The organism is Leclercia sp. 1548 (assembly GCF_050435045.1).
Taxonomy (GTDB): domain Bacteria; phylum Pseudomonadota; class Gammaproteobacteria; order Enterobacterales; family Enterobacteriaceae; genus Enterobacter; species Enterobacter adecarboxylatus.
Genome location: NZ_JBNDJP010000004.1, coordinates 249,489 through 267,131, shown reverse-complemented (window position 1 = coordinate 267,131; position 17,643 = coordinate 249,489). Strand labels below are relative to the sequence as shown.

Below are 17,643 nucleotides of genomic sequence, written 5' to 3'. Positions count from 1 at the left end.
TGTGCTCGCCCGGCCTGGCATCCTGACCCTTATCCCAGATCCGCCATCAACACCTTCGAACGACGCTGATAGTTGTACATCTCTTTCTTGGTTTCCGGCAGGGAATCAATGTCCACCGGCGTGAAGCCGCGCTCCTGGAACCAGTGAATGCTGCGGGTAGTCAGCACAAACAGCTTACTCAACCCTAGCTGCCGCGCCTGGAGCGCGATACGCTCCAGCAACACTTCGCCGCGCGACGAACTGCGGTAGTCAGGGTGTACCGCCACGCAAGCCATCTCGCCAATCTTCTCTTCCGGGAAGGGGTAGAGTGCCGCACAGGCGATGGTGAGGTTGTCGCGCTGAATAATGGTGAACTTGTCGATCTCCATCTCCAGCTGTTCGCGGGAGCGACGCACCAGGATCCCCTGCTGCTCCAGCGGGCGAATCAGTTCCAGAATGCCGCCGATGTCGTTGATCGTGGCGCGGCGGATCTGTTCGGCGCTTTCCATCACGATCTGCGTTCCGATCCCGTCGCGGGAGAACAACTCCTGCAGAAGGGCGCCATCTTCCTGATAGCTGATCAGGTGGCTGCGGCGCACGCCGCTGCGGCAGGCTTTGATGGCGCCGCGCAGGAAACGCACGGTACCAGAGTAGTAGTCGCCTTGCTCCTCAAGCGCCTCGACGCGCGCCTGGGCTTCGTTCGGGAACAGCTCGGAGACGATATTCCCCAGCTCGTTAGTGACACCCTGCGAGGAGCAGAAGCCGATCATTTTTTCTGCTTTCAGCTTAATCGCCAGCTGAGTGGCAATCTCTTCCGAGGTGAGGTTGAAGCTTTCGCCGGTCACCGAGACGGCAACCGGGCCGGTCAGCACAATCGCGCCGCCGTCGAGCTGGCGGTGGATCGCCTCTTCATCGATACGACGGATTCGACCGCTGTGGCAATAATCCACCCCGTCGTCCACCCCCAGCGGCTGAGCGATAATGAAATTGCCGCTCACCACGTTAATGTGTGCCCCTTGCAGCGGGGTATTGTTGAGACTCATCGACAGCCGCGCGGTAATGTCCAGCTGCAGCTGGCCGGCAGCCTGCTTAACCAGTTCCAGCGTTTTGGCGTCGGTGACGCGGGTGTGTTTATGGTAAATCGGCTCATGGTGATGTGCGGCCAGATTGGCTTCGATCTGCGGGCGAGCGCCATAAACGACGACAAGGCGAATTCCAAGGCTGTGCAGCAGGCCGATGTCATTGACAATGCTGGAGAAGTTCTCATGCTCAATGGCTTCGCCACCCAGCATAATGACGAACGTCTTCCCCCTGTGGGTGTTGATATAGGGAACAGAATGGCGGAATCCCTGGACCAGTTCGATTCTACGTTCCTTCACCACGGCACAACCCCTCAATGAATGTTTATTCGTAATTTTTGTATTTTTATTCGAATATGCACCTGCGTGCAAGCCAAACTTTTCTGCGAGGCAAATAAAATCCTCAGTGAAGTAATCGTTAACGCATGATTGTTTACCCTTTTAGGGATGACAGTTTATGCATCATTCGTTAAAGTTTTCGGTCAATTTGGACGTTATGAGAAGTTATTCGATATCTTTGCTCGGGAGAAGCATGTCGGGATCCAGTAAAGCATTAAGTCGTCGCCGCCTGCTACAAGGGGCCGGGGCAATGTGGTTGCTTAGCGTAAGTCAGGTAGGGCTTGCCGCCGTCAGTCAGGTCGTCGCGGTGCGTGTCTGGCCGTCTTCAACCTATACACGCGTGACGGTAGAGTCCAACCGGATATTGAAATATAAGCAATTCGCCCTGAGTAACCCGGAGAGGGTGGTGGTGGATATCGAAGGAGTGAACCTCAATTCTGTCCTCAAAGGGATGAGCGCCCAGATCCGGGGCGACGATCCCTACATCAAGTCAGCGCGGGTCGGGCAGTTTGATCCGAACACCGTGCGCATGGTCTTTGAACTGAAGCAGAACGTTAAGCCGCAGCTGTTTGCCCTGGCGCCCGTGGCGGGTTTTAAAGAGCGTCTGGTAATGGATCTCTATCCTGCCAACGCGACGGATATTCAGGATCCTTTGCTGGCGCTGTTGGAAGATTACAACAAAGGCGATCTTGAAAAGCAGGTTCCGCCTGCGCAAAGTGGTCCGCAACCGGGCAAAGCCGGACGGGATCGTCCGATTGTGATCATGCTCGATCCGGGTCATGGCGGGGAAGACTCCGGCGCGGTGGGCAAATACCGCACCCGGGAAAAAGACGTAGTGCTACAGATCGCCCGTCGCCTGAAGGCGTTGATCGACAGAGAAGGCAACATGCGCGCCTATATGACGCGCAACGAAGATGTCTTTATTCCGCTAAAAGTGCGCGTGGCGAAAGCGCAAAAGCAGCGCGCGGATCTGTTCATCTCTATTCATGCGGATGCTTTTACCAGCCGCCAGCCCAGCGGGTCATCGGTGTTTGCGCTATCAACCAAAGGGGCAACCAGTACGGCGGCAAAACTGCTGGCAGATTCGCAAAACGCCTCTGACCTTATCGGTGGCGTCAGCAAGAGCGGCGATCGCTATGTCGACCACACGCTGTTTGATATGGTGCAGTCGCTGACCATCACCGATAGCCTGAAGTTTGGTAAAGCCGTGCTGGGTAGACTGGGTAGGGTTAATAAACTGCACAAAAACAGTGTCGAGCAGGCCGGGTTTGCGGTACTAAAAGCGCCGGATATCCCGTCGATACTGGTCGAAACCGCCTTTATCAGTAACGTGGAAGAGGAGCGCAAGCTCAAGACGGCCGCCTTCCAGCAGGAAGTGGCGGAGTCGATACTGGCAGGGATTAAAGCTTATTTCTCAGATGGGGCGACACTCGCCAGACGAGGCTAATCAGCCAGGCCGGGTTGACGCCCGGCAAAATGACAAACTTCAGATACAAAAAAACACCCGGAAGGGTGTTTATTGTTTTTAGAAGTGTTGGTTGCGGGGGCCGGATTTGAACCGACGACCTTCGGGTTATGAGCCCGACGAGCTACCAGGCTGCTCCACCCCGCGTCCGTCATTCTACTCTGTAGAATCTTACTTCTTTAAATTTGATTGGTTGCGGGGGCCGGATTTGAACCGACGACCTTCGGGTTATGAGCCCGACGAGCTACCAGGCTGCTCCACCCCGCGTCCGTCTTTTCGCTTCGTATTTCAAACCACATCTGCGTTGGCTTTCCTCGTTCACCTCAGTCACTTACTTGATTAAGTTTCTAAGGATTCACTGCGTCGCCGCCTTGCTGCGTTTCGAACTACTTCGCAAAAATTTCTACTGTCGTAGAAGGTACTTCATCAAATTTTAATTGGTTGCGGGGGCCGGATTTGAACCGACGACCTTCGGGTTATGAGCCCGACGAGCTACCAGGCTGCTCCACCCCGCGTCCGTGGAAGCGCACTATACTCTGCTGACTTTTTGTTGCAACCCTTTTTCGTAAAAATCACCAAATTAGGTGTTGATTGTACGCTCTGGCGACAATTTGACTGTTTTTTATGCAAAATTTGCGTAAGGGGCGGTAATCGCATTTCATTACCCCTGCCGGTTTGTTATCTTCATTACGCAGAATCGGGCAACTTAAAGACGGGATATAATGAAAGGACGTTGGGCGAAGTATCTGATGACGGGCGCGATGGTAGCCATTCTGGCTGCCTGCTCCTCCAAACCGACCGACCGCGGTCAGCAATATAAAGACGGGAAACTGACCCAGCCTTTCTCTTTAGTGAATCAGCCGGATGCCGTGGGCGCGCCCATCAACGGCGGTGACTTCGCAGAACAGGTAAGCCAAATCCGTACCGCATCGCCGCGGCTGTATGGTTCCCAGAATGCCGTGTATAACGCCGTACAGGATTGGCTACGCGCCGGGGGCGATACGCGCACCATGCGTCAGTACGGTATCGATGCCTGGCAGATGGAAGGCACCGATAACTACGGTAACGTCCAGTTTACTGGCTACTACACCCCGGTAGTGCAGGCGCGCCATACCGCCCAGGGTGAGTTCAAATACCCGATTTACCGCATGCCGCCAAAACGTGGCCGCCTGCCGTCCCGCGCCGAGATCTATTCCGGGGCGTTAAGCGACAACTACATCCTGGCCTACAGCAACTCGCTGATGGATAACTTCATCATGGATGTGCAGGGCAGCGGCTACATTGATTTTGGCGACGGCAGCCCGCTTAACTTCTTCAGCTACTCCGGCAAGAACGGCCATGCTTACCGCAGCATCGGCAAGGTGCTGATCGATCGTGGGGAAGTGAAACGCGAAGATATGTCGATGCAGGCGATCCGCGAGTGGGGCGAGAAGCACAGCGAATACGAAGTGCGTGAACTGCTTGAGCAAAACCCTTCATTTGTATTCTTTAAACCGCAAAACTTTGCTCCGGTGAAAGGGGCGAGCGCGGTCCCGCTGATTGGCCGTGCATCGGTGGCCTCTGACAAGACAGTGATCCCGCCGGGTACGACGCTGTTAGCAGAAGTGCCGACGCTGGATAACAACGGTAAATTCTCCGGCCAGTATGAACTGCGTCTGATGGTCGCGCTGGATGTGGGTGGGGCCATCAAAGGCCAGCACTTCGACATCTATCAGGGGATTGGACCTGATGCCGGTCACCGCGCAGGCTGGTATAACCACTACGGGCGCGTATGGGTTCTGAAAAGCGCAGCAGGCGCGGGCAACGTGTTTAGCGGCTGAGTGTGGTAATATTGACGCCATGTTTTCCGGGGTGAGGGGTAACTCTCACCCTTTTTACATCTGAGGTCTTATGTCTGTGGTAATGAGCGAAGCCTGGCGCCAGCGTTTTGGTGGCACCGCGCGTTTATATGGTGAAAAAGCCCTGCAACTGTTTGCCGATGCGCACGTCTGCGTGGTCGGGATTGGCGGCGTTGGCTCATGGGCGGCGGAAGCGCTGGCACGAACCGGGATCGGCGCCATTACGCTTATCGACATGGATGATGTCTGCGTTACCAACACCAACCGGCAGATCCACGCCCTGCGCGACAGCGTCGGGCTGGCAAAATCCGAGGTGATGGCGGATCGCATTCGCCAGATAAACCCGGAGTGCCGCGTCACGGTGATTGATGATTTTGTGACGGCCGATAACGTCGCTCAGTACATGGGGGCGGGTTACAGCTACGTCATTGACGCCATCGACAGCGTGCGCCCGAAAGCGGCGCTGATCGCCTGGTGTCGTCGTAATAAAGTGCCGCTGGTCACTACCGGCGGAGCGGGCGGGCAGATCGACCCGACACAGATTCAGGTCACCGATCTGGCGAAAACTATCCAGGATCCTCTGGCGGCCAAGTTGCGCGAACGTCTGAAAAGCGATTTTGGGGTAGTGAAGAACAGCAAAGGGAAGCTGGGCATAGACTGCGTCTTCTCAACGGAAGCCCTGGTCTATCCGCAGGCAGACGGTTCGGTGTGTGCCATGAAGAGCACCGCCGAAGGGCCAAAACGAATGGACTGTGCCTCCGGGTTTGGCGCGGCCACCATGGTGACCGCGACCTTTGGTTTTATCGCCGTGTCTCACGTCCTGAAAAAAATGATGGCGAAGGCGGACCGTCAGGCCTGACGCGCCGCCTCCAGCACCGCCTCGCTCAGCGCATTCAGTCCCTGGCTGCGCGAGGCGCTCAGTTGTCCGCGTAAACCCAGTTCATCAAACAGCGCCAACGGGCTTTCGCCAAGGATCTGCGCAGCGCTTTTTCCCTCTATTGCCGTCAGCAGCACGGCCAGTAAGCCACGCACTATGCGGCCTTCACTGTCGCCATAAAAGTGCAGCTTCTCCCCAACGGGCGTTACCCCAAGCCAGACGCGGTTCTCACAGCCGGGGATCTCTTTTGCCTGTGCTTTTAGCTCATCGGACAGCGCAGGCAGCTGTTTGCCCAGCAGGATCAGCTGGCGATATTTGTCTTCCCACTGGCTCAGCGGGGCGAAGGTCTGTTTTAACGTCTCTTTCGTGATAACGGTGCCGAACGGGTGTCCGGCGAGGATTGGGCTTGTCATTCATCCACCAGTAAAGCAAGGGCGCGATCGACGGCGGCAACCAATGCCTCGACATCGCTTTGGGTGTTATAGGGAGCAAACGAGACGCGCAGCGTACCGTTGACACCAAGCGCCGCCAGCAGCGGCTGGGCGCAGTGCTGTCCGGCGCGCAGGGCAATGCCATAACCCGCCAGCAGGGTCACCATGTCGCTGTGATGCACCCCGGCAAAATCGAATGCCAGCAGGCTCGAGTCCTGGACGCGGAAAGAGCGAAAACCGGGGCGCTTTTTCAGCGCTTCTTCCGCCAGCGTCGCCAGCCCGCGGCTCCAGCTCTCGGCCTGCTGCAGATCGATATCCGCCAGCCACTCCAGCGCTGCGCTCAGGCCAATCACCCCGGCGACGTTTGGCGTCCCGGCTTCCAGGCGATACGGTACCGCCTGGGTTTTAAAGCCGTCGAAGGTCACTTCGGTGATCATCTTGCCGCCGCCTAGCCACGGCGTCATTTGCTCCAGCAACTCCGCTTTGCCGTACAGCGCGCCGATGCCGGTTGGGCCATACAGTTTATGCCCGGAGAAGGCATAGAAATCGATGTCCAGCTGCTGCACGTCTGCCGGGAAGTGCACGACGCCCTGTGCGCCATCGACCATCACCACCATGCCGCTGGCATGGGCAAGCTGGATGGCGCGGGCCAGATCCGGGCAGCCGCCGGTGACGTTGGACATCTGCCCCAGGGCAAGAATGCGGCTGCGCGGGGTGATCAATTCGGGGAGGCGGGTAACATCGGCTAAGAAATCTGCGCCGAGGGGTAACTTCACCACCCGCGCACCGGTCTGTTCAGCCACCATCAACCATGGCACCAGATTGGCATGATGTTCTGCCTCGCTGACGATAATCTCATCGCCCGGTTGCAGGCGTGGTCGGGCATAACACTGCGCTACCATGTTGATGGCTTCGGTGGTGCCCCGCGTCCAGACAATGTTTTTACCGCTTTCGGCATTAAGAAGTTGTGCGACCTGATCGCGGGCCGCTTCATAGCGCGCGGTTAAGCGTTGCGCCTCGGCAAACTGGCTGCGATGCACATTGCCTGCGCTCAGGCTGTAAAATTGGTGCGTGGCATCGATCACCGCTTGTGGCTTGAGGGCTGTCGCAGCGCTATCAAGATAGACACCGGCATCGGCCAGCGCCGGGAACTGTGCGCGGAAATGGGCAGGGCTGAATGCGTTCATTGAATTCCTCTTCATCGTGAATAGATCGTCGCGCAAATTCAGTGGAAGGGCAAGAAGGTTGATCTCTATCGGATTTGTCTGTTTATCCTGGCGTAACAGACGAAGCAGGTTATGCTGAAATAGAGTCAGGAGAATGTTTTAGCCTGTTATGAAACATGCTTTTAATAGCATTAATTGCTAAAGGAGATAAAGATGAAAAAGACTATCGCAATTGCCTCTGCTTGTATGCTTACTTTTGCCCTGAGCGCCTGTTCCGGTAACAACTACGTGATGCATACCAATGATGGCCGTTCAATCGTGTCGGAAGGTAAGCCACAAACCGATAATGATACCGGCATGATCTCGTATAAGGACGCAAACGGGAACAAACAGCAAATCAACCGTAGTGATGTGAAAGAGATGGTTGAGCTGGATCACTAACAGAATTGCAGACAAAAAAAAGCACCGCAATTGGGCGGTGCTACATTAATCACTATGGACAGACAGGGTAAATGTACAGGAAGTGAAAAATTGGTAGCGTAGCTACCGAGGTCTGAATCGCAGACCAATTGCAAACACAACAACACAACATCACAACCGTAAGCCAAAAGCCCTTCAGAACACGCATTCCAAAAAAAGCTTTTCGTTCCGGCTCAGGAAGTGCCGCCACTATAGGTATTTGCTGGTAGTTCCTCAACGGACAATTTATAATGGCTCAGATAAAAAAAACTAATAGGTTAAACGTTGTTTCCTGTTTGTTAAAAGCCGTTAACATCTAAGCCAGATAACCATGTCCAAGCGATTACCACCACTGAATGCATTACGTGTATTTGATGCAGCCGCCCGCCATTTAAGTTTCACGCGCGCGGCCGATGAGCTTTTTGTGACGCAAGCCGCAGTAAGTCATCAAATCAAGTCTCTTGAGGATTTTCTGGGCCTCAAGCTGTTCCGCCGCCGCAATCGTTCCCTGCTTTTGACCGAAGAGGGGCAGAGCTATTTTCAGGATATTAAAGAGATCTTTTCCCAACTGACGGAGGCTACCCGTAAGTTGCAGGCGCGCAGTGCTAAAGGCGCACTAACAGTAAGTTTATTGCCCAGTTTTGCCATTCAGTGGCTGGTGCCGAGGCTCTCAAGCTTTAACTCAGCTTATCCGGGAATCGACGTCCGAATCCAGGCCGTCGACCGTCAGGAAGACAAGTTGGCAGACGACGTTGACGTGGCGATTTTCTATGGTCGCGGCAACTGGCCAGGCCTGCGTGTCGAAAAATTGTACGCAGAATATTTGCTGCCGGTCTGCTCGCCTCTACTCTTAACAGGCGAAAAAGCGTTAAAAGCACCCGCCAACCTGGCGCAGCACACGCTTTTACATGATGCTTCTCGCCGCGACTGGCAAACTTATACCCGCCAGCTCGGTCTAAACCATATAAACGTGCAGCAAGGCCCCATCTTTAGCCACAGTGCAATGGTGTTACAGGCTGCCATTCACGGACAGGGCGTAGCGTTGGCAAACAACGTCATGGCGCAGTCCGAAATTGAGGCCGGCCGCCTGGTCTGCCCCTTTAATGATGTTCTGGTCAGCAAGAACGCTTTTTATCTGGTTTGTCATGACAGTCAGGCAGAACTGGGTAAAATAGCCGCGTTTCGCCAGTGGATCCTGGCAAAGGCGGCCAATGAGCAAGAAAAATTCCGCTTTCGGTACGAGTAACACTTTCTTTTGCGCGCAGGACGCGCATAACTTCAGGACAGAAACATGACCAGCCGTTTTATGCTGATTTTTGCCGCGGTGAGTGGCTTTATTTTTGTTGCCCTGGGCGCTTTTGGCGCACATGTCTTACGCAAATCATTGGGTGTGGTGGAGATGGACTGGATCCACACCGGTCTGGAATATCAGGCGTTTCATACTCTGGCGATCTTCGGGTTAGCCGTGGCGATGCAGCGTCGTATCAGTATCTGGTTTTACTGGAGCAGCGTATTTATGGCGCTGGGTACCGTGCTTTTCAGCGGTAGCCTGTACTGCCTTGCGCTGTCGCATTTACGCCTGTGGGCGTTTGTTACCCCGGTCGGCGGCGTCAGCTTCCTGGTCGGGTGGGTTTTAATGTTAATCGGTTCGTTCCGTCTGAAACGCAAGGGCGTTGTTCATGAATAAAGTTGTCTTATATTGTCGCCCGGGCTTTGAAAAAGAGTGTGCCGCGGAGATCACTGATAAAGCCGCGAAGCGCGAAGTGTTTGGTTTTGCCCGTGTGAAAGAGAATTCGGGCTATGTCGTTTTTGAATGCTACCAGGCAGATGATGCAGAAAAACTGGTTCGCGACTTGCCGTTCACCTCGCTGATTTTTGCCCGCCAGATGTTTGTCGCGGGTGAGCTTCTGAAAGACCTTCCACCTGAAGATCGCATTACGCCAATTGTTGGCATGTTGCAGGGCGTGGTGGAGAAGGGTGGCGATCTGCGCGTTGAAGTTGCAGATACCAACGAAAGCAAAGAGCTGATGAAGTTTTGCCGTAAGTTCACCGTGCCGCTGCGCGCGGCATTACGTGACGCGGGCGTATTGACCAACTACGAGACACCAAAACGTCCGGTGGTGCATATCTTCTTTATCGCCCCTGGCTGCTGTTATACCGGTTATTCGTACACGACCAATAACTCACCGTTCTTTATGGGCATTCCACGTCTGCGATTCCCGGCGGATGCACCCAGCCGTTCAACGCTGAAACTTGAAGAGGCGTTTCACGTCTTTATTCCTGCTGATGAGTGGGACGAACGCCTGGCAAACGGTATGTATGCGGTCGATCTCGGTGCCTGTCCGGGCGGCTGGACCTATCAACTGGTGAAACGCAACATGTGGGTTTCCTCCGTCGATAACGGCCCGATGGCGCAAAGCCTGATGGATACCGGGCAGGTCACCTGGCTGCGTGAAGATGGTTTCCGCTATCGTCCAACCCGCAACAACATCTCGTGGATGGTGTGCGATATGGTAGAGAAACCGGCCAAAGTGGCGGCCCTGATGGCCTCCTGGCTGGTGAACGGCTGGTGTCGTGAGACCATTTTTAACCTCAAGCTGCCAATGAAAAAGCGCTATGAGGAAGTTTCGCAGAATCTGGCCTACATTCAGGAGCAGATGGATGAGCACGGTATTAACGTGGTTATTCAGGCGCGCCAGCTGTACCACGATCGCGAAGAAGTCACCGTGCATATCCGCCGCTGGTGGGCTGCCGTCGGTGGGCGTCGCGACGAGAGGTAATACAGGTTCCCTTACACCACACCTCTCCCATCTGGAGAGGGGATCGTGACTCCATGCCCGGTAAGCGTAGCGCCACCGGGCATGAACTCAAACGCGATCTAACCTGAGCTGCTGCAAATTCCCGTCCAGCTGTAAATCCGTCTGCAACCGCGCCACATCCCGGCAGATAAATGCCATCTCTTTATGCACTTCCAGCTTTTTGCGCCACTTCTCCGGCACCTCATTCAGGTGGGCGTAAATTCCTTCCAGATCCTGAAAGTCGGTGAGTAGCTGGGCCGCGCTTTTCGGGCCAATGCCTGCCACACCCGGCACCTTTGAGCTACTGATCCCCGCCAGCCCCCAGTAGTCCGGTAGCTGCTGCGGTGAGACGCCAAACTCACCGGCAATGAAAGGGGCATCGAGCCAGCGTTTCTGGAAATAATCGCGGATGCGAATGGTAGGGGAAAGCAACTGACAGTAACCCTTGTCCGTCGAGACAATGGTGGCCTGATGCCCGGCGCTGGCCACTTTTACCGCCAGCGTGGCGGCCAGATCGTCGGCTTCGTTGCCCTGGGCACCCCAGCAGGGAACCCCGCGCTGCTCAAAGGCGGCGCGGATGGTGGGCATTTCGGCGTGCAGATCGTCCGGCATAGGTGCGCGTCCGGCTTTGTAATCCGGCAGACGCTGATGTCGCCAGCCGCTGTTACGCGCTTCATCGTCAAATACGGCGACCACGTGGCTGGGCTGACTGTGGCGAATAAGCTGCTCCAGCGCATGCAGGCAGGTATCCTTGCAGGGCGTACCCTGAACCGCGTGGATGCGCCGGATAAGATTCAGCGCGTCGACAATAAGCAAATGAACGGCCACAGATTTTCTCCCTTCTGTTCAGTCAAATAAGGGTAACACTGTCGGCAGGGGGAAACTACGTGTGGCGGGGCATTCGGGAAGGAGCCTCGCAAAACAAGGCTCCTTTTTAGGCTTAATCGCAGGTGACAATCTTCATCGCCAGACCACCGCGGGAGGTTTCGCGGTATTTGGCGTTCATGTCTTTCCCGGTTTCATACATGGTTTCGATCACTTTATCGAGGCAGACACGCGGTTCACTGGTACGGCGCAGCGCCATACGTGCGGCGTTGACCGCCTTCACAGAGGCAATCGCGTTACGCTCGATACACGGCACCTGCACCTGGCCGGCCACCGGATCGCAGGTCAGACCGAGGTTATGCTCCATCCCGATCTCTGCTGCAATGCAGACCTGCGCCGGGCTTCCGCCCAGCAACTCGGCAAGACCCGCAGCCGCCATAGAGCAGGCTACGCCCACTTCACCCTGGCAGCCCACTTCCGCGCCGGAGATGGAGGCATTCATCTTGTACAGCGAGCCAATGGCGCTGGTCACCAGCAGATAGCGAGCCAGTGAGTTAGCATTCACTTCACGGATGAACTTGTCGTAATAGGCCAGCACCGCCGGAACGATACCGCAGGCACCGTTAGTCGGCGCAGTGACCACGCGGCCACCCGCGGCGTTCTCTTCGTTCACTGCCAGCGCGAACATGTTGATCCAGTCCACGACCGCCATCGGATCGCTGGTGGTTTTATCACTGCTGACCAGCATACGGCGCAGGGCTGCAGCACGACGTGGAACGCGCAGTTTGCCTGGCAGAACGCCCTCGGTGGTGATACCGCGTTCAATACCGCCGCGCATGACCTCCCAGACGCTGGCAAAGTGCTGTTCCAGCTCTTCTTTGCTGTGCAACGCCAGTTCGTTTTGCATCATCAGGCCGGAGAGTGACAGACCGCTTTCCTGGCAATGGCGCTGGAGATCGGCCGCCGATTTATATGGATAAGGCACTGCCACAGGCGCGTCGTCGCTCTGTCCAAAATGATCTTCGTCGACGATAAAACCGCCGCCGATGGAGTAATAGGTTTGGCTGTAAATTACCTTATCGCCTGCCAGCGCGGTGATGCGCATGCCGTTTTCGTGCAGCGACAGGTTGTCGGCATGGAAATTCATGCAGCGATCAACCGGGAACTCAACTTCGTGTTCACCTTTCGCCAGCATCAACCGGCTATGGGTATTAACGTCCTGGATAAACCCAGGAATGGCGTCAATATCGACGCTATCCGGCAGGTTACCCGCCAGACCCATAATAATGGCGATATCGGTGTGGTGACCTTTGCCGGTCAGCGACAGGGAGCCGTAAACATCCACCACCACACGGGTCGTGTCGTGCAGCATACCGCGCGCAATAAGATCGTCCGTAAACTGTTTACCAGCTTTCATTGGCCCGACGGTGTGCGAGCTGGAAGGGCCAATACCAATTTTGAAAATATCGAAAACGCTAATCATGATGCGTCCGTTGTTTTACGTATTGGGAGAAGAGTGCGCCGTCCGAAGACGGCGCGGGAGGAATTAAGCGAACAGCGAGAAGAAGATAGCGGAAATAGCAATCAGACCCATAACCACAACGAAGACGTTGCTGATCTGGCCGCTGTATTTACGCATTGCTGGCACTTTCTGAATCGCGTACATCGGCATCAGGAACAGGATCATCGCGATAACCGGGCCGCCCAGGGTTTCGATCATGCCGAGAATGCTCGGGTTCATGGTCGCAACCGCCCAGGTGGTCAGCAGCATGAACAGCGCAGTGATTTTGTTCAGTTTGTTGATTTCAATGCTCTTGCCTTTACCGCGCAGAGATTTAATCACCATGCCGTTAAAGCCTTCACGTGCGCCCAGGTAGTGGCCGAGGAAGGATTTAGTAATCGCGATAATGGCGATGATAGGTGCCATCCAGGCAATAACCGGTGCATTAAAGTGGTTTGCCAGGTAAGAGAGAATCGAGATGTTCTGTGCTTTGGCTTCTACCAGATCCGCCGGGGAGAGGCTCAGTACGCAGCTGAAAACGAAGAACATTACGGTGATAACCATCATCACGTGAGCGCGAGCCAGGATGCTGGAACACTTCTTCTCGGCGCCCTGACCGTACTCTTCACGCTTCGCCACGGCGAAGGAGGAGATGATCGGGGAGTGGTTGAAGGAGAACACCATCACCGGAATAGCCAGCCACAGGGTCATCCACAGGCCGTTGCCGCTAGCAGATGCGCTGCTCAGGGACAGGGTTTCCAGCGCTGCGCCGTTCCACTGTGGGATCAGGTAGCAGGCCAGCACCATCAGAGCGATAACGAACGGGAACACCAGCACGCTCATCGCCTTCACAATCATCTGCTCACCGAAGCGCACGATGGTCATCATGCCGACGATCAGGATCAGCGACAGAATGGCGCGTGGTGGCGGGGTCATGCCCAGCTGGTGAGTCATGAAGCTGTCAACGGTGTTGGTAATCGCCACGCTATAAACCAACAGGATTGGGTAGATAGCAAAGAAGTAGAGCAGGGTAATCAGTTTACCGGCACCCACACCGAAATGTTCTTCAACAACTTCGGTGATGTCTTCGCCCGGATTCTTACCAGAGAGCACAAAACGGGTCAGGCCGCGGTGTGCAAAGTAGGTCATCGGGAAGGCGATGATTGCCATGATGATCAGCGGAATTAAGCCGCCCACACCTGCGTTAATAGGAAGGAAAAGAACACCAGCGCCGATTGCTGTGCCGTACAGGCCAAGCATCCACATGGTATCTGTTTTACGCCATCCACTTCGGGTTTCAATCGAAGCAACGGTGCTGGTTTGAGTGGTTTCCATCTGTGTCTCCAGGAAGTAGCTAATGTCAGGTTTCTGGTCAAATTTGGTGCAAAAAGGGCTAATCGTAATATGAAATTCGCTCAGCGACGGTTTTTATATAATTTTTCTCCGTAACTATCGGCGGGCGGAAAGATACATTTTAGTAATGGATCTATCAGTGATCCCGATCTCAAATGCGATAATCTACTTATGAAGTGGGTATCTTTAGACCATTTATCTGCTAAGAAAACGTCATGACGAATTTCTGGGCGCGAAGGCTACCATTAACGATATGGAGCGAGATAGATCCCATTGAAAGATAGGAGGCATACGCTGTAAAAGCGGTGGTTTAGAGAATTTTTTCATGCTTTAGGGCTGTTAGGGCTGATAAATCGCGCTTTAGAAAACTGAGTAATCGTTTGCGTTAAGGCGGGTAATCGTCAAAAGATAAGTTGTGGTGATATCAAAAGCGAGGCCATGTGACTGAAGGCAATAAAAAAGCCGGGAGGCAAAGGGCCATTCCCGGCTGGAGCAGGCACCCGGCATAGGTGCCGGGCAGGGGGTTACGCAGAAATCTCGTAACAGGGGATATAGGCAGAGCCTGGAAGCTTCATACGGTGCTGGGCGACAAAGCCCTGCAGCAGATCGTCCATGCGGCGCATCATGTCGCGGTCACCATGAATTTTATACGGGCCAAACTCTTCAATGGCCTGTATACCCACCTCTTTCACGTTACCCGCAACGATGCCTGAGAAGGCGCGACGCAGATCGGCAGCCAGTACTTCCACTGGCTGATCGGGATAGAGTTTCAGGTTGGCCATGTTTTCGTGCGACGGCTCAAACGGGATCTGCAGGTCCGGTGAAATGCGGATCGACCAGTTAAAGCTGTAGGCATCCCCGGTATCGCGGCGGTTCTCTTTCACCAGCGGCATGGCCTTTTTCATCAGGCGGGCGACTTCTGCAGCATCATCAATAATGATGCGATAGTGTCGGCGCGCCGCCTCGCCCAGAGTATGCACGATGAATTCATCCAGTACGCGGAAGTAATCTGCGCTCTCTTTCGGGCCGGTCAGGATCAGCGGTAGCACCTGATCCTGGTTGGCCGGATGCATCAGTATACCCAGCAGATAGAGCAGCTCTTCAGCCGTCCCTACGCCGCCCGGGAAGATGATAATCCCGTGCGCGATACGGACAAACGCCTCAAGACGCTTCTCGATGTCCGGCATAATGATCAGTTCGTTGACCAGCGGGTTCGGCGGCTCAGCGGCAATGATCGACGGCTCGGTCATCCCGATGAAGCGGCCATCTTTGTAGCGCTGTTGGGCATGACCCACCGCTGCGCCCTTCATCGGCGCTTCCATCGCGCCTGGACCGCAGCCGGTGCAGATGTTTAGCTCGCGCAGACCCAGCTGGGTACCCACGCGACGGGCATAGAGGTATTCGGTTTCATTAATGGAGTGACCACCCCAGCACACGACCATGCTTGGAGCTTCGCCTACGTGCAGGGCGCGGGCGTTACGCAGAATGGAGAAGACCAGGTTGGTAATATGGGCCGAGCTTTCCAGGTTCAGATGCTGGAAACGACCGGCGTTACTGATCTGGCCATTCACAAACAGAATGTCGCGCAGCACGGCAAACAGGTTGGCCTGCAACGCACGAATAATGCGCCCGTCAACAAAGGCATCTTCCGGCGGGTTAATCAGCTCCAGCTTCACGCCACGTTCACGGCGCAAGACGTTAATATCAAAGCTTTCAAAGCGGGACAGCAACTCTTTGCTGTTGTCAGTGAGACTACCGGAGTTCAGAACGGCAAGTGAACAGTTGCGAAACAGTTGATAAAGATCGCTGCTGGCCGTGCTCTTGAGCATGTCCACTTCCAGCTGCGATAACATGTCCATTGAGCCAAGCGGGCTTATATGTGTAATCAAGTGAGCTCCTTACGGGACGTTTATCGTCTTTCCCTGTTGATTACAATAGCCCTGGCTTATGACCTTTAACAACCCAAAGCGCGGAACGAACCGCGCATATTGTGAATTTATTTCTCTTACTGGCGGACTAAACGACCGATCGCCGGGACAAAATCGCTGTTGCTGCGCCACGGATTAATATCCAGCCCACCGCGGCGGGTATAGCGGGCGTAGACGCTCAGCGTCTCTGGCTGGCAGAACTGCAGAATGTCGTTAAAGATGCGCTCCACGCACTGTTCATGAAACTCATTGTGGTTACGGAAGGAGACCAGATAGCGCAGCAGCTTTTCACGATCGATTTTAGCGCCGCGATACTGGATCTGTACCGAACCCCAGTCAGGCTGGTGGGTGATGAGGCAGTTGGATTTCAGCAGGTGGCTGACCAGCGTTTCCTCTACCACTTTGCCGCTGGCGGCATTTTCCAGCCAGGCGGTATCAAACTGATAGTTGTCGATTTCTATGTCCTGCTCATCAATGCAGGTGCCGTGGAAGTGGGCGATGGGCTGACCTTCCAGCTCGTCAATGCGGTAGAGGGCAACGGTCACTTTTCCCTGCGCACAGGCGCTTAAGTCGCGTTCCAGCGTGCGTTGCACCGCTTCCCAGCTGTCAAAGCGGGTCTGGTTGAAGCTGTTGAGATAGAGCTTGAAGCTTTTAGACTCCACCAGATTCACGCTGGTGTAATCCAGTTCAACGTGACCCACCGCCACCTGCGGTAAACCGCGAGCGTTAAGCCAGGAAAGCTCGTACAGCGTCCAGATATCGCCGCCATGAAAGGGCAGGGCGTCTGCTTTCAGGCTCAGCGGATCGCGGTTGAGACTACGCGGCACGCCCTGTAACAGACTGGCATCGTAGGTGTCGCGGTAGGCGGTGCTTTTGCCCAGGGTTAAACCCGATAAGGCATCATGATTTTCGTAAGACATGTTTCGTTGTCACTTTAAAGGTAAACTATGGCGCTGAGTGTATCCTGACTTATATGAAGAGAGAAACCGGTGGATAAAGAGACTGCTGCTGCCTTAACCGCGTTTACGGCGCGATACTGTGACGCCTGGCATGAACAGAAAGGCACATGGCCTCAAAGCGAGGCGCTGTATGGCATCCCATCACCTTGTATTATCACCTCTTCCGGGGATACGGTACTCTGGCAACCCCAGCCTTTTACCGCGGAGCAGAGTGTAAAGGCGATTGAACGCGCAATGGACATTGTGGTACAACCTGCGATCCACGCGTTCTACACCACACAGTTCGCCGGGGATATGTACGCTCGCTTTAATAACGAGATGCTGACCCTGCTGCAGACCTGGAGTGAAGATGATTTGCTGCGCGTGCAGGAGAACCTGATTGGGCACCTCGTGACCCAGAAGCGCCTGAAGTTATCGCCAACGCTCTTTATCGCCACGCTCGACAGCGAAATGGACATCCTCTCTGTCTGCAACCTGACAGGGAACGTGGTAAAAGAGACGCTGGGTACCCAGAAACGCCAGGTCCTCTCTGACTCTCTTACGGATTTTCTCAACCTACTACATCCCGTCGTGTAATCCTGAATACCACTGCGCGTGTGAGAGATCTCTTACAAAGCTTGTAAGAGATCGGCGTTATTACTGCTTA

General features: G+C 54.9%; 16 protein-coding genes and 3 tRNA genes. 8 read left to right on the top strand and 11 right to left on the bottom strand.

The genetic code is table 11. The features are described from left to right. Positions 1–29: 29 nt before the first annotated feature. Entirely contained in the window at positions 30–1,361 is a 1,332-nt protein-coding gene (argA, locus tag ABIE02_RS13905; protein WP_059307275.1) for an amino-acid N-acetyltransferase, read from the bottom strand. Positions 1,362–1,590: 229 nt separating this feature from the next. On the opposite strand from argA, the gene amiC reads away from it, so the two are divergent. Then, positions 1,591–2,844: an N-acetylmuramoyl-L-alanine amidase AmiC gene (amiC, locus tag ABIE02_RS13900; protein ID WP_032613732.1), complete on the top strand. Its 1,254-nt coding sequence runs from the start codon at positions 1,591–1,593 to the stop codon at positions 2,842–2,844. Between the two features lie 88 nt (positions 2,845–2,932). Here amiC and ABIE02_RS13895 read toward each other — a convergent pair. From ABIE02_RS13895 to ABIE02_RS13885, 3 genes are all read right to left on the bottom strand, one after another. Continuing rightward, positions 2,933–3,009: transfer RNA gene (locus tag ABIE02_RS13895), tRNA-Met, on the bottom strand. Between the two features lie 43 nt (positions 3,010–3,052). After that, positions 3,053–3,129, bottom strand: a tRNA-Met gene (locus ABIE02_RS13890). A gap of 171 nt (positions 3,130–3,300) precedes the next feature. After that, a tRNA-Met gene (locus tag ABIE02_RS13885) sits at positions 3,301–3,377 on the bottom strand. 207 nt (positions 3,378–3,584) lie between these two features. Here ABIE02_RS13885 and mltA point away from each other — a divergent pair. Both mltA and tcdA read left to right on the top strand, forming a co-directional pair. Continuing rightward, complete coding sequence (mltA, locus tag ABIE02_RS13880) at positions 3,585–4,682, top strand: murein transglycosylase A (RefSeq protein WP_032613730.1); 1,098 nt, start codon at positions 3,585–3,587, stop codon at positions 4,680–4,682. Positions 4,683–4,752: 70 nt separating this feature from the next. Beyond that, positions 4,753–5,559, top strand: a complete 807-nt coding sequence (tcdA, locus tag ABIE02_RS13875; RefSeq protein ID WP_059307276.1) for a tRNA cyclic N6-threonylcarbamoyladenosine(37) synthase TcdA — start codon at positions 4,753–4,755, stop codon at positions 5,557–5,559. Here the strand turns inward: tcdA and csdE are convergent. Together csdE and csdA are read right to left on the bottom strand one after the other, a co-directional pair. Then, positions 5,550–5,990, bottom strand: coding sequence for a cysteine desulfurase sulfur acceptor subunit CsdE (gene csdE / locus ABIE02_RS13870; protein ID WP_059307277.1), 441 nt, complete (start codon positions 5,988–5,990; stop codon positions 5,550–5,552). The two genes, tcdA and csdE, sit on opposite strands and share 10 nt — an antisense overlap. Further along, the gene (csdA, locus tag ABIE02_RS13865) at positions 5,987–7,195 is read right to left on the bottom strand and encodes a cysteine desulfurase CsdA (protein WP_059307278.1); all 1,209 of its coding nucleotides are present in this window, start codon (positions 7,193–7,195) and stop codon (positions 5,987–5,989) included. Before csdA ends, csdE begins: the two co-directional genes overlap by 4 nt. 192 nt (positions 7,196–7,387) lie before the next feature. Between csdA and ABIE02_RS13860 the strand changes: the two genes are divergently transcribed. From ABIE02_RS13860 to rlmM, 4 genes are all read left to right on the top strand, one after another. Then, the gene (locus ABIE02_RS13860; RefSeq protein ID WP_032613722.1) at positions 7,388–7,615 is read left to right on the top strand and encodes a YgdI/YgdR family lipoprotein; all 228 of its coding nucleotides are present in this window, start codon (positions 7,388–7,390) and stop codon (positions 7,613–7,615) included. A 349-nt stretch (positions 7,616–7,964) separates the two neighbouring features. Next, a complete protein-coding gene (gene gcvA, locus ABIE02_RS13855; RefSeq protein WP_032613720.1) occupies positions 7,965–8,879 on the top strand; it encodes a glycine cleavage system transcriptional regulator GcvA in 915 nt (304 codons plus the stop codon). 45 nt (positions 8,880–8,924) lie between these two features. Further along, the gene (locus ABIE02_RS13850) at positions 8,925–9,320 is read left to right on the top strand and encodes a DUF423 domain-containing protein (RefSeq protein WP_032613718.1); all 396 of its coding nucleotides are present in this window, start codon (positions 8,925–8,927) and stop codon (positions 9,318–9,320) included. Then, positions 9,313–10,413 (top strand): 23S rRNA (cytidine(2498)-2'-O)-methyltransferase RlmM, encoded by a 1,101-nt coding sequence (gene rlmM, locus ABIE02_RS13845; RefSeq protein WP_032613716.1) that lies wholly within the window; start codon positions 9,313–9,315, stop codon positions 10,411–10,413. Before ABIE02_RS13850 ends, rlmM begins: the two co-directional genes overlap by 8 nt. A gap of 87 nt (positions 10,414–10,500) precedes the next feature. On the opposite strand, the gene xni is transcribed toward rlmM, so the two are convergent. The 5 genes from xni to queF form a co-directional block, all read right to left on the bottom strand. Then, the gene (xni, locus tag ABIE02_RS13840) at positions 10,501–11,259 is read right to left on the bottom strand and encodes a flap endonuclease Xni (RefSeq protein ID WP_059307279.1); all 759 of its coding nucleotides are present in this window, start codon (positions 11,257–11,259) and stop codon (positions 10,501–10,503) included. Between the two features lie 112 nt (positions 11,260–11,371). Then, on the bottom strand, positions 11,372–12,739 hold the full coding sequence (locus ABIE02_RS13835; RefSeq protein ID WP_032613712.1) for an L-serine ammonia-lyase: 1,368 nt from the start codon (positions 12,737–12,739) through the stop codon (positions 11,372–11,374). A gap of 63 nt (positions 12,740–12,802) precedes the next feature. Beyond that, positions 12,803–14,092 (bottom strand): HAAAP family serine/threonine permease, encoded by a 1,290-nt coding sequence (locus tag ABIE02_RS13830; protein ID WP_032613710.1) that lies wholly within the window; start codon positions 14,090–14,092, stop codon positions 12,803–12,805. 542 nt (positions 14,093–14,634) lie between these two features. Then, on the bottom strand, positions 14,635–15,999 hold the full coding sequence (gene ppnN, locus ABIE02_RS13825) for a nucleotide 5'-monophosphate nucleosidase PpnN (RefSeq protein WP_032613708.1): 1,365 nt from the start codon (positions 15,997–15,999) through the stop codon (positions 14,635–14,637). A 116-nt stretch (positions 16,000–16,115) separates the two neighbouring features. Continuing rightward, a complete protein-coding gene (gene queF / locus ABIE02_RS13820; RefSeq protein WP_130588265.1) occupies positions 16,116–16,958 on the bottom strand; it encodes an NADPH-dependent 7-cyano-7-deazaguanine reductase QueF in 843 nt (280 codons plus the stop codon). Between the two features lie 69 nt (positions 16,959–17,027). On the opposite strand from queF, the gene syd reads away from it, so the two are divergent. Beyond that, positions 17,028–17,573, top strand: coding sequence for a SecY-interacting protein (gene syd, locus ABIE02_RS13815; protein WP_059307281.1), 546 nt, complete (start codon positions 17,028–17,030; stop codon positions 17,571–17,573). Positions 17,574–17,643: the final 70 nt, after the last annotated feature.

Bases quoted from the DNA above. Each gene is read 5' to 3' on its own strand.
- amiC (WP_032613732.1), top strand. From the start codon at position 1,591: ATGTCGGGATCCAGTAAAGCATTAAGTCGTCGCCGCCTGCTACAAGGG.
- mltA (WP_032613730.1), top strand. From the start codon at position 3,585: ATGAAAGGACGTTGGGCGAAGTATCTGATGACGGGCGCGATGGTAGCC.
- tcdA (WP_059307276.1), top strand. From the start codon at position 4,753: ATGTCTGTGGTAATGAGCGAAGCCTGGCGCCAGCGTTTTGGTGGCACC.
- csdE (WP_059307277.1), bottom strand. From the start codon at position 5,990: ATGACAAGCCCAATCCTCGCCGGACACCCGTTCGGCACCGTTATCACG.
- csdA (WP_059307278.1), bottom strand. From the start codon at position 7,195: ATGAACGCATTCAGCCCTGCCCATTTCCGCGCACAGTTCCCGGCGCTG.
- ABIE02_RS13860 (WP_032613722.1), top strand. From the start codon at position 7,388: ATGAAAAAGACTATCGCAATTGCCTCTGCTTGTATGCTTACTTTTGCC.
- gcvA (WP_032613720.1), top strand. From the start codon at position 7,965: ATGTCCAAGCGATTACCACCACTGAATGCATTACGTGTATTTGATGCA.
- ABIE02_RS13850 (WP_032613718.1), top strand. From the start codon at position 8,925: ATGACCAGCCGTTTTATGCTGATTTTTGCCGCGGTGAGTGGCTTTATT.
- rlmM (WP_032613716.1), top strand. From the start codon at position 9,313: ATGAATAAAGTTGTCTTATATTGTCGCCCGGGCTTTGAAAAAGAGTGT.
- ABIE02_RS13835 (WP_032613712.1), bottom strand. From the start codon at position 12,739: ATGATTAGCGTTTTCGATATTTTCAAAATTGGTATTGGCCCTTCCAGC.
- ABIE02_RS13830 (WP_032613710.1), bottom strand. From the start codon at position 14,092: ATGGAAACCACTCAAACCAGCACCGTTGCTTCGATTGAAACCCGAAGT.
- queF (WP_130588265.1), bottom strand. From the start codon at position 16,958: ATGTCTTACGAAAATCATGATGCCTTATCGGGTTTAACCCTGGGCAAA.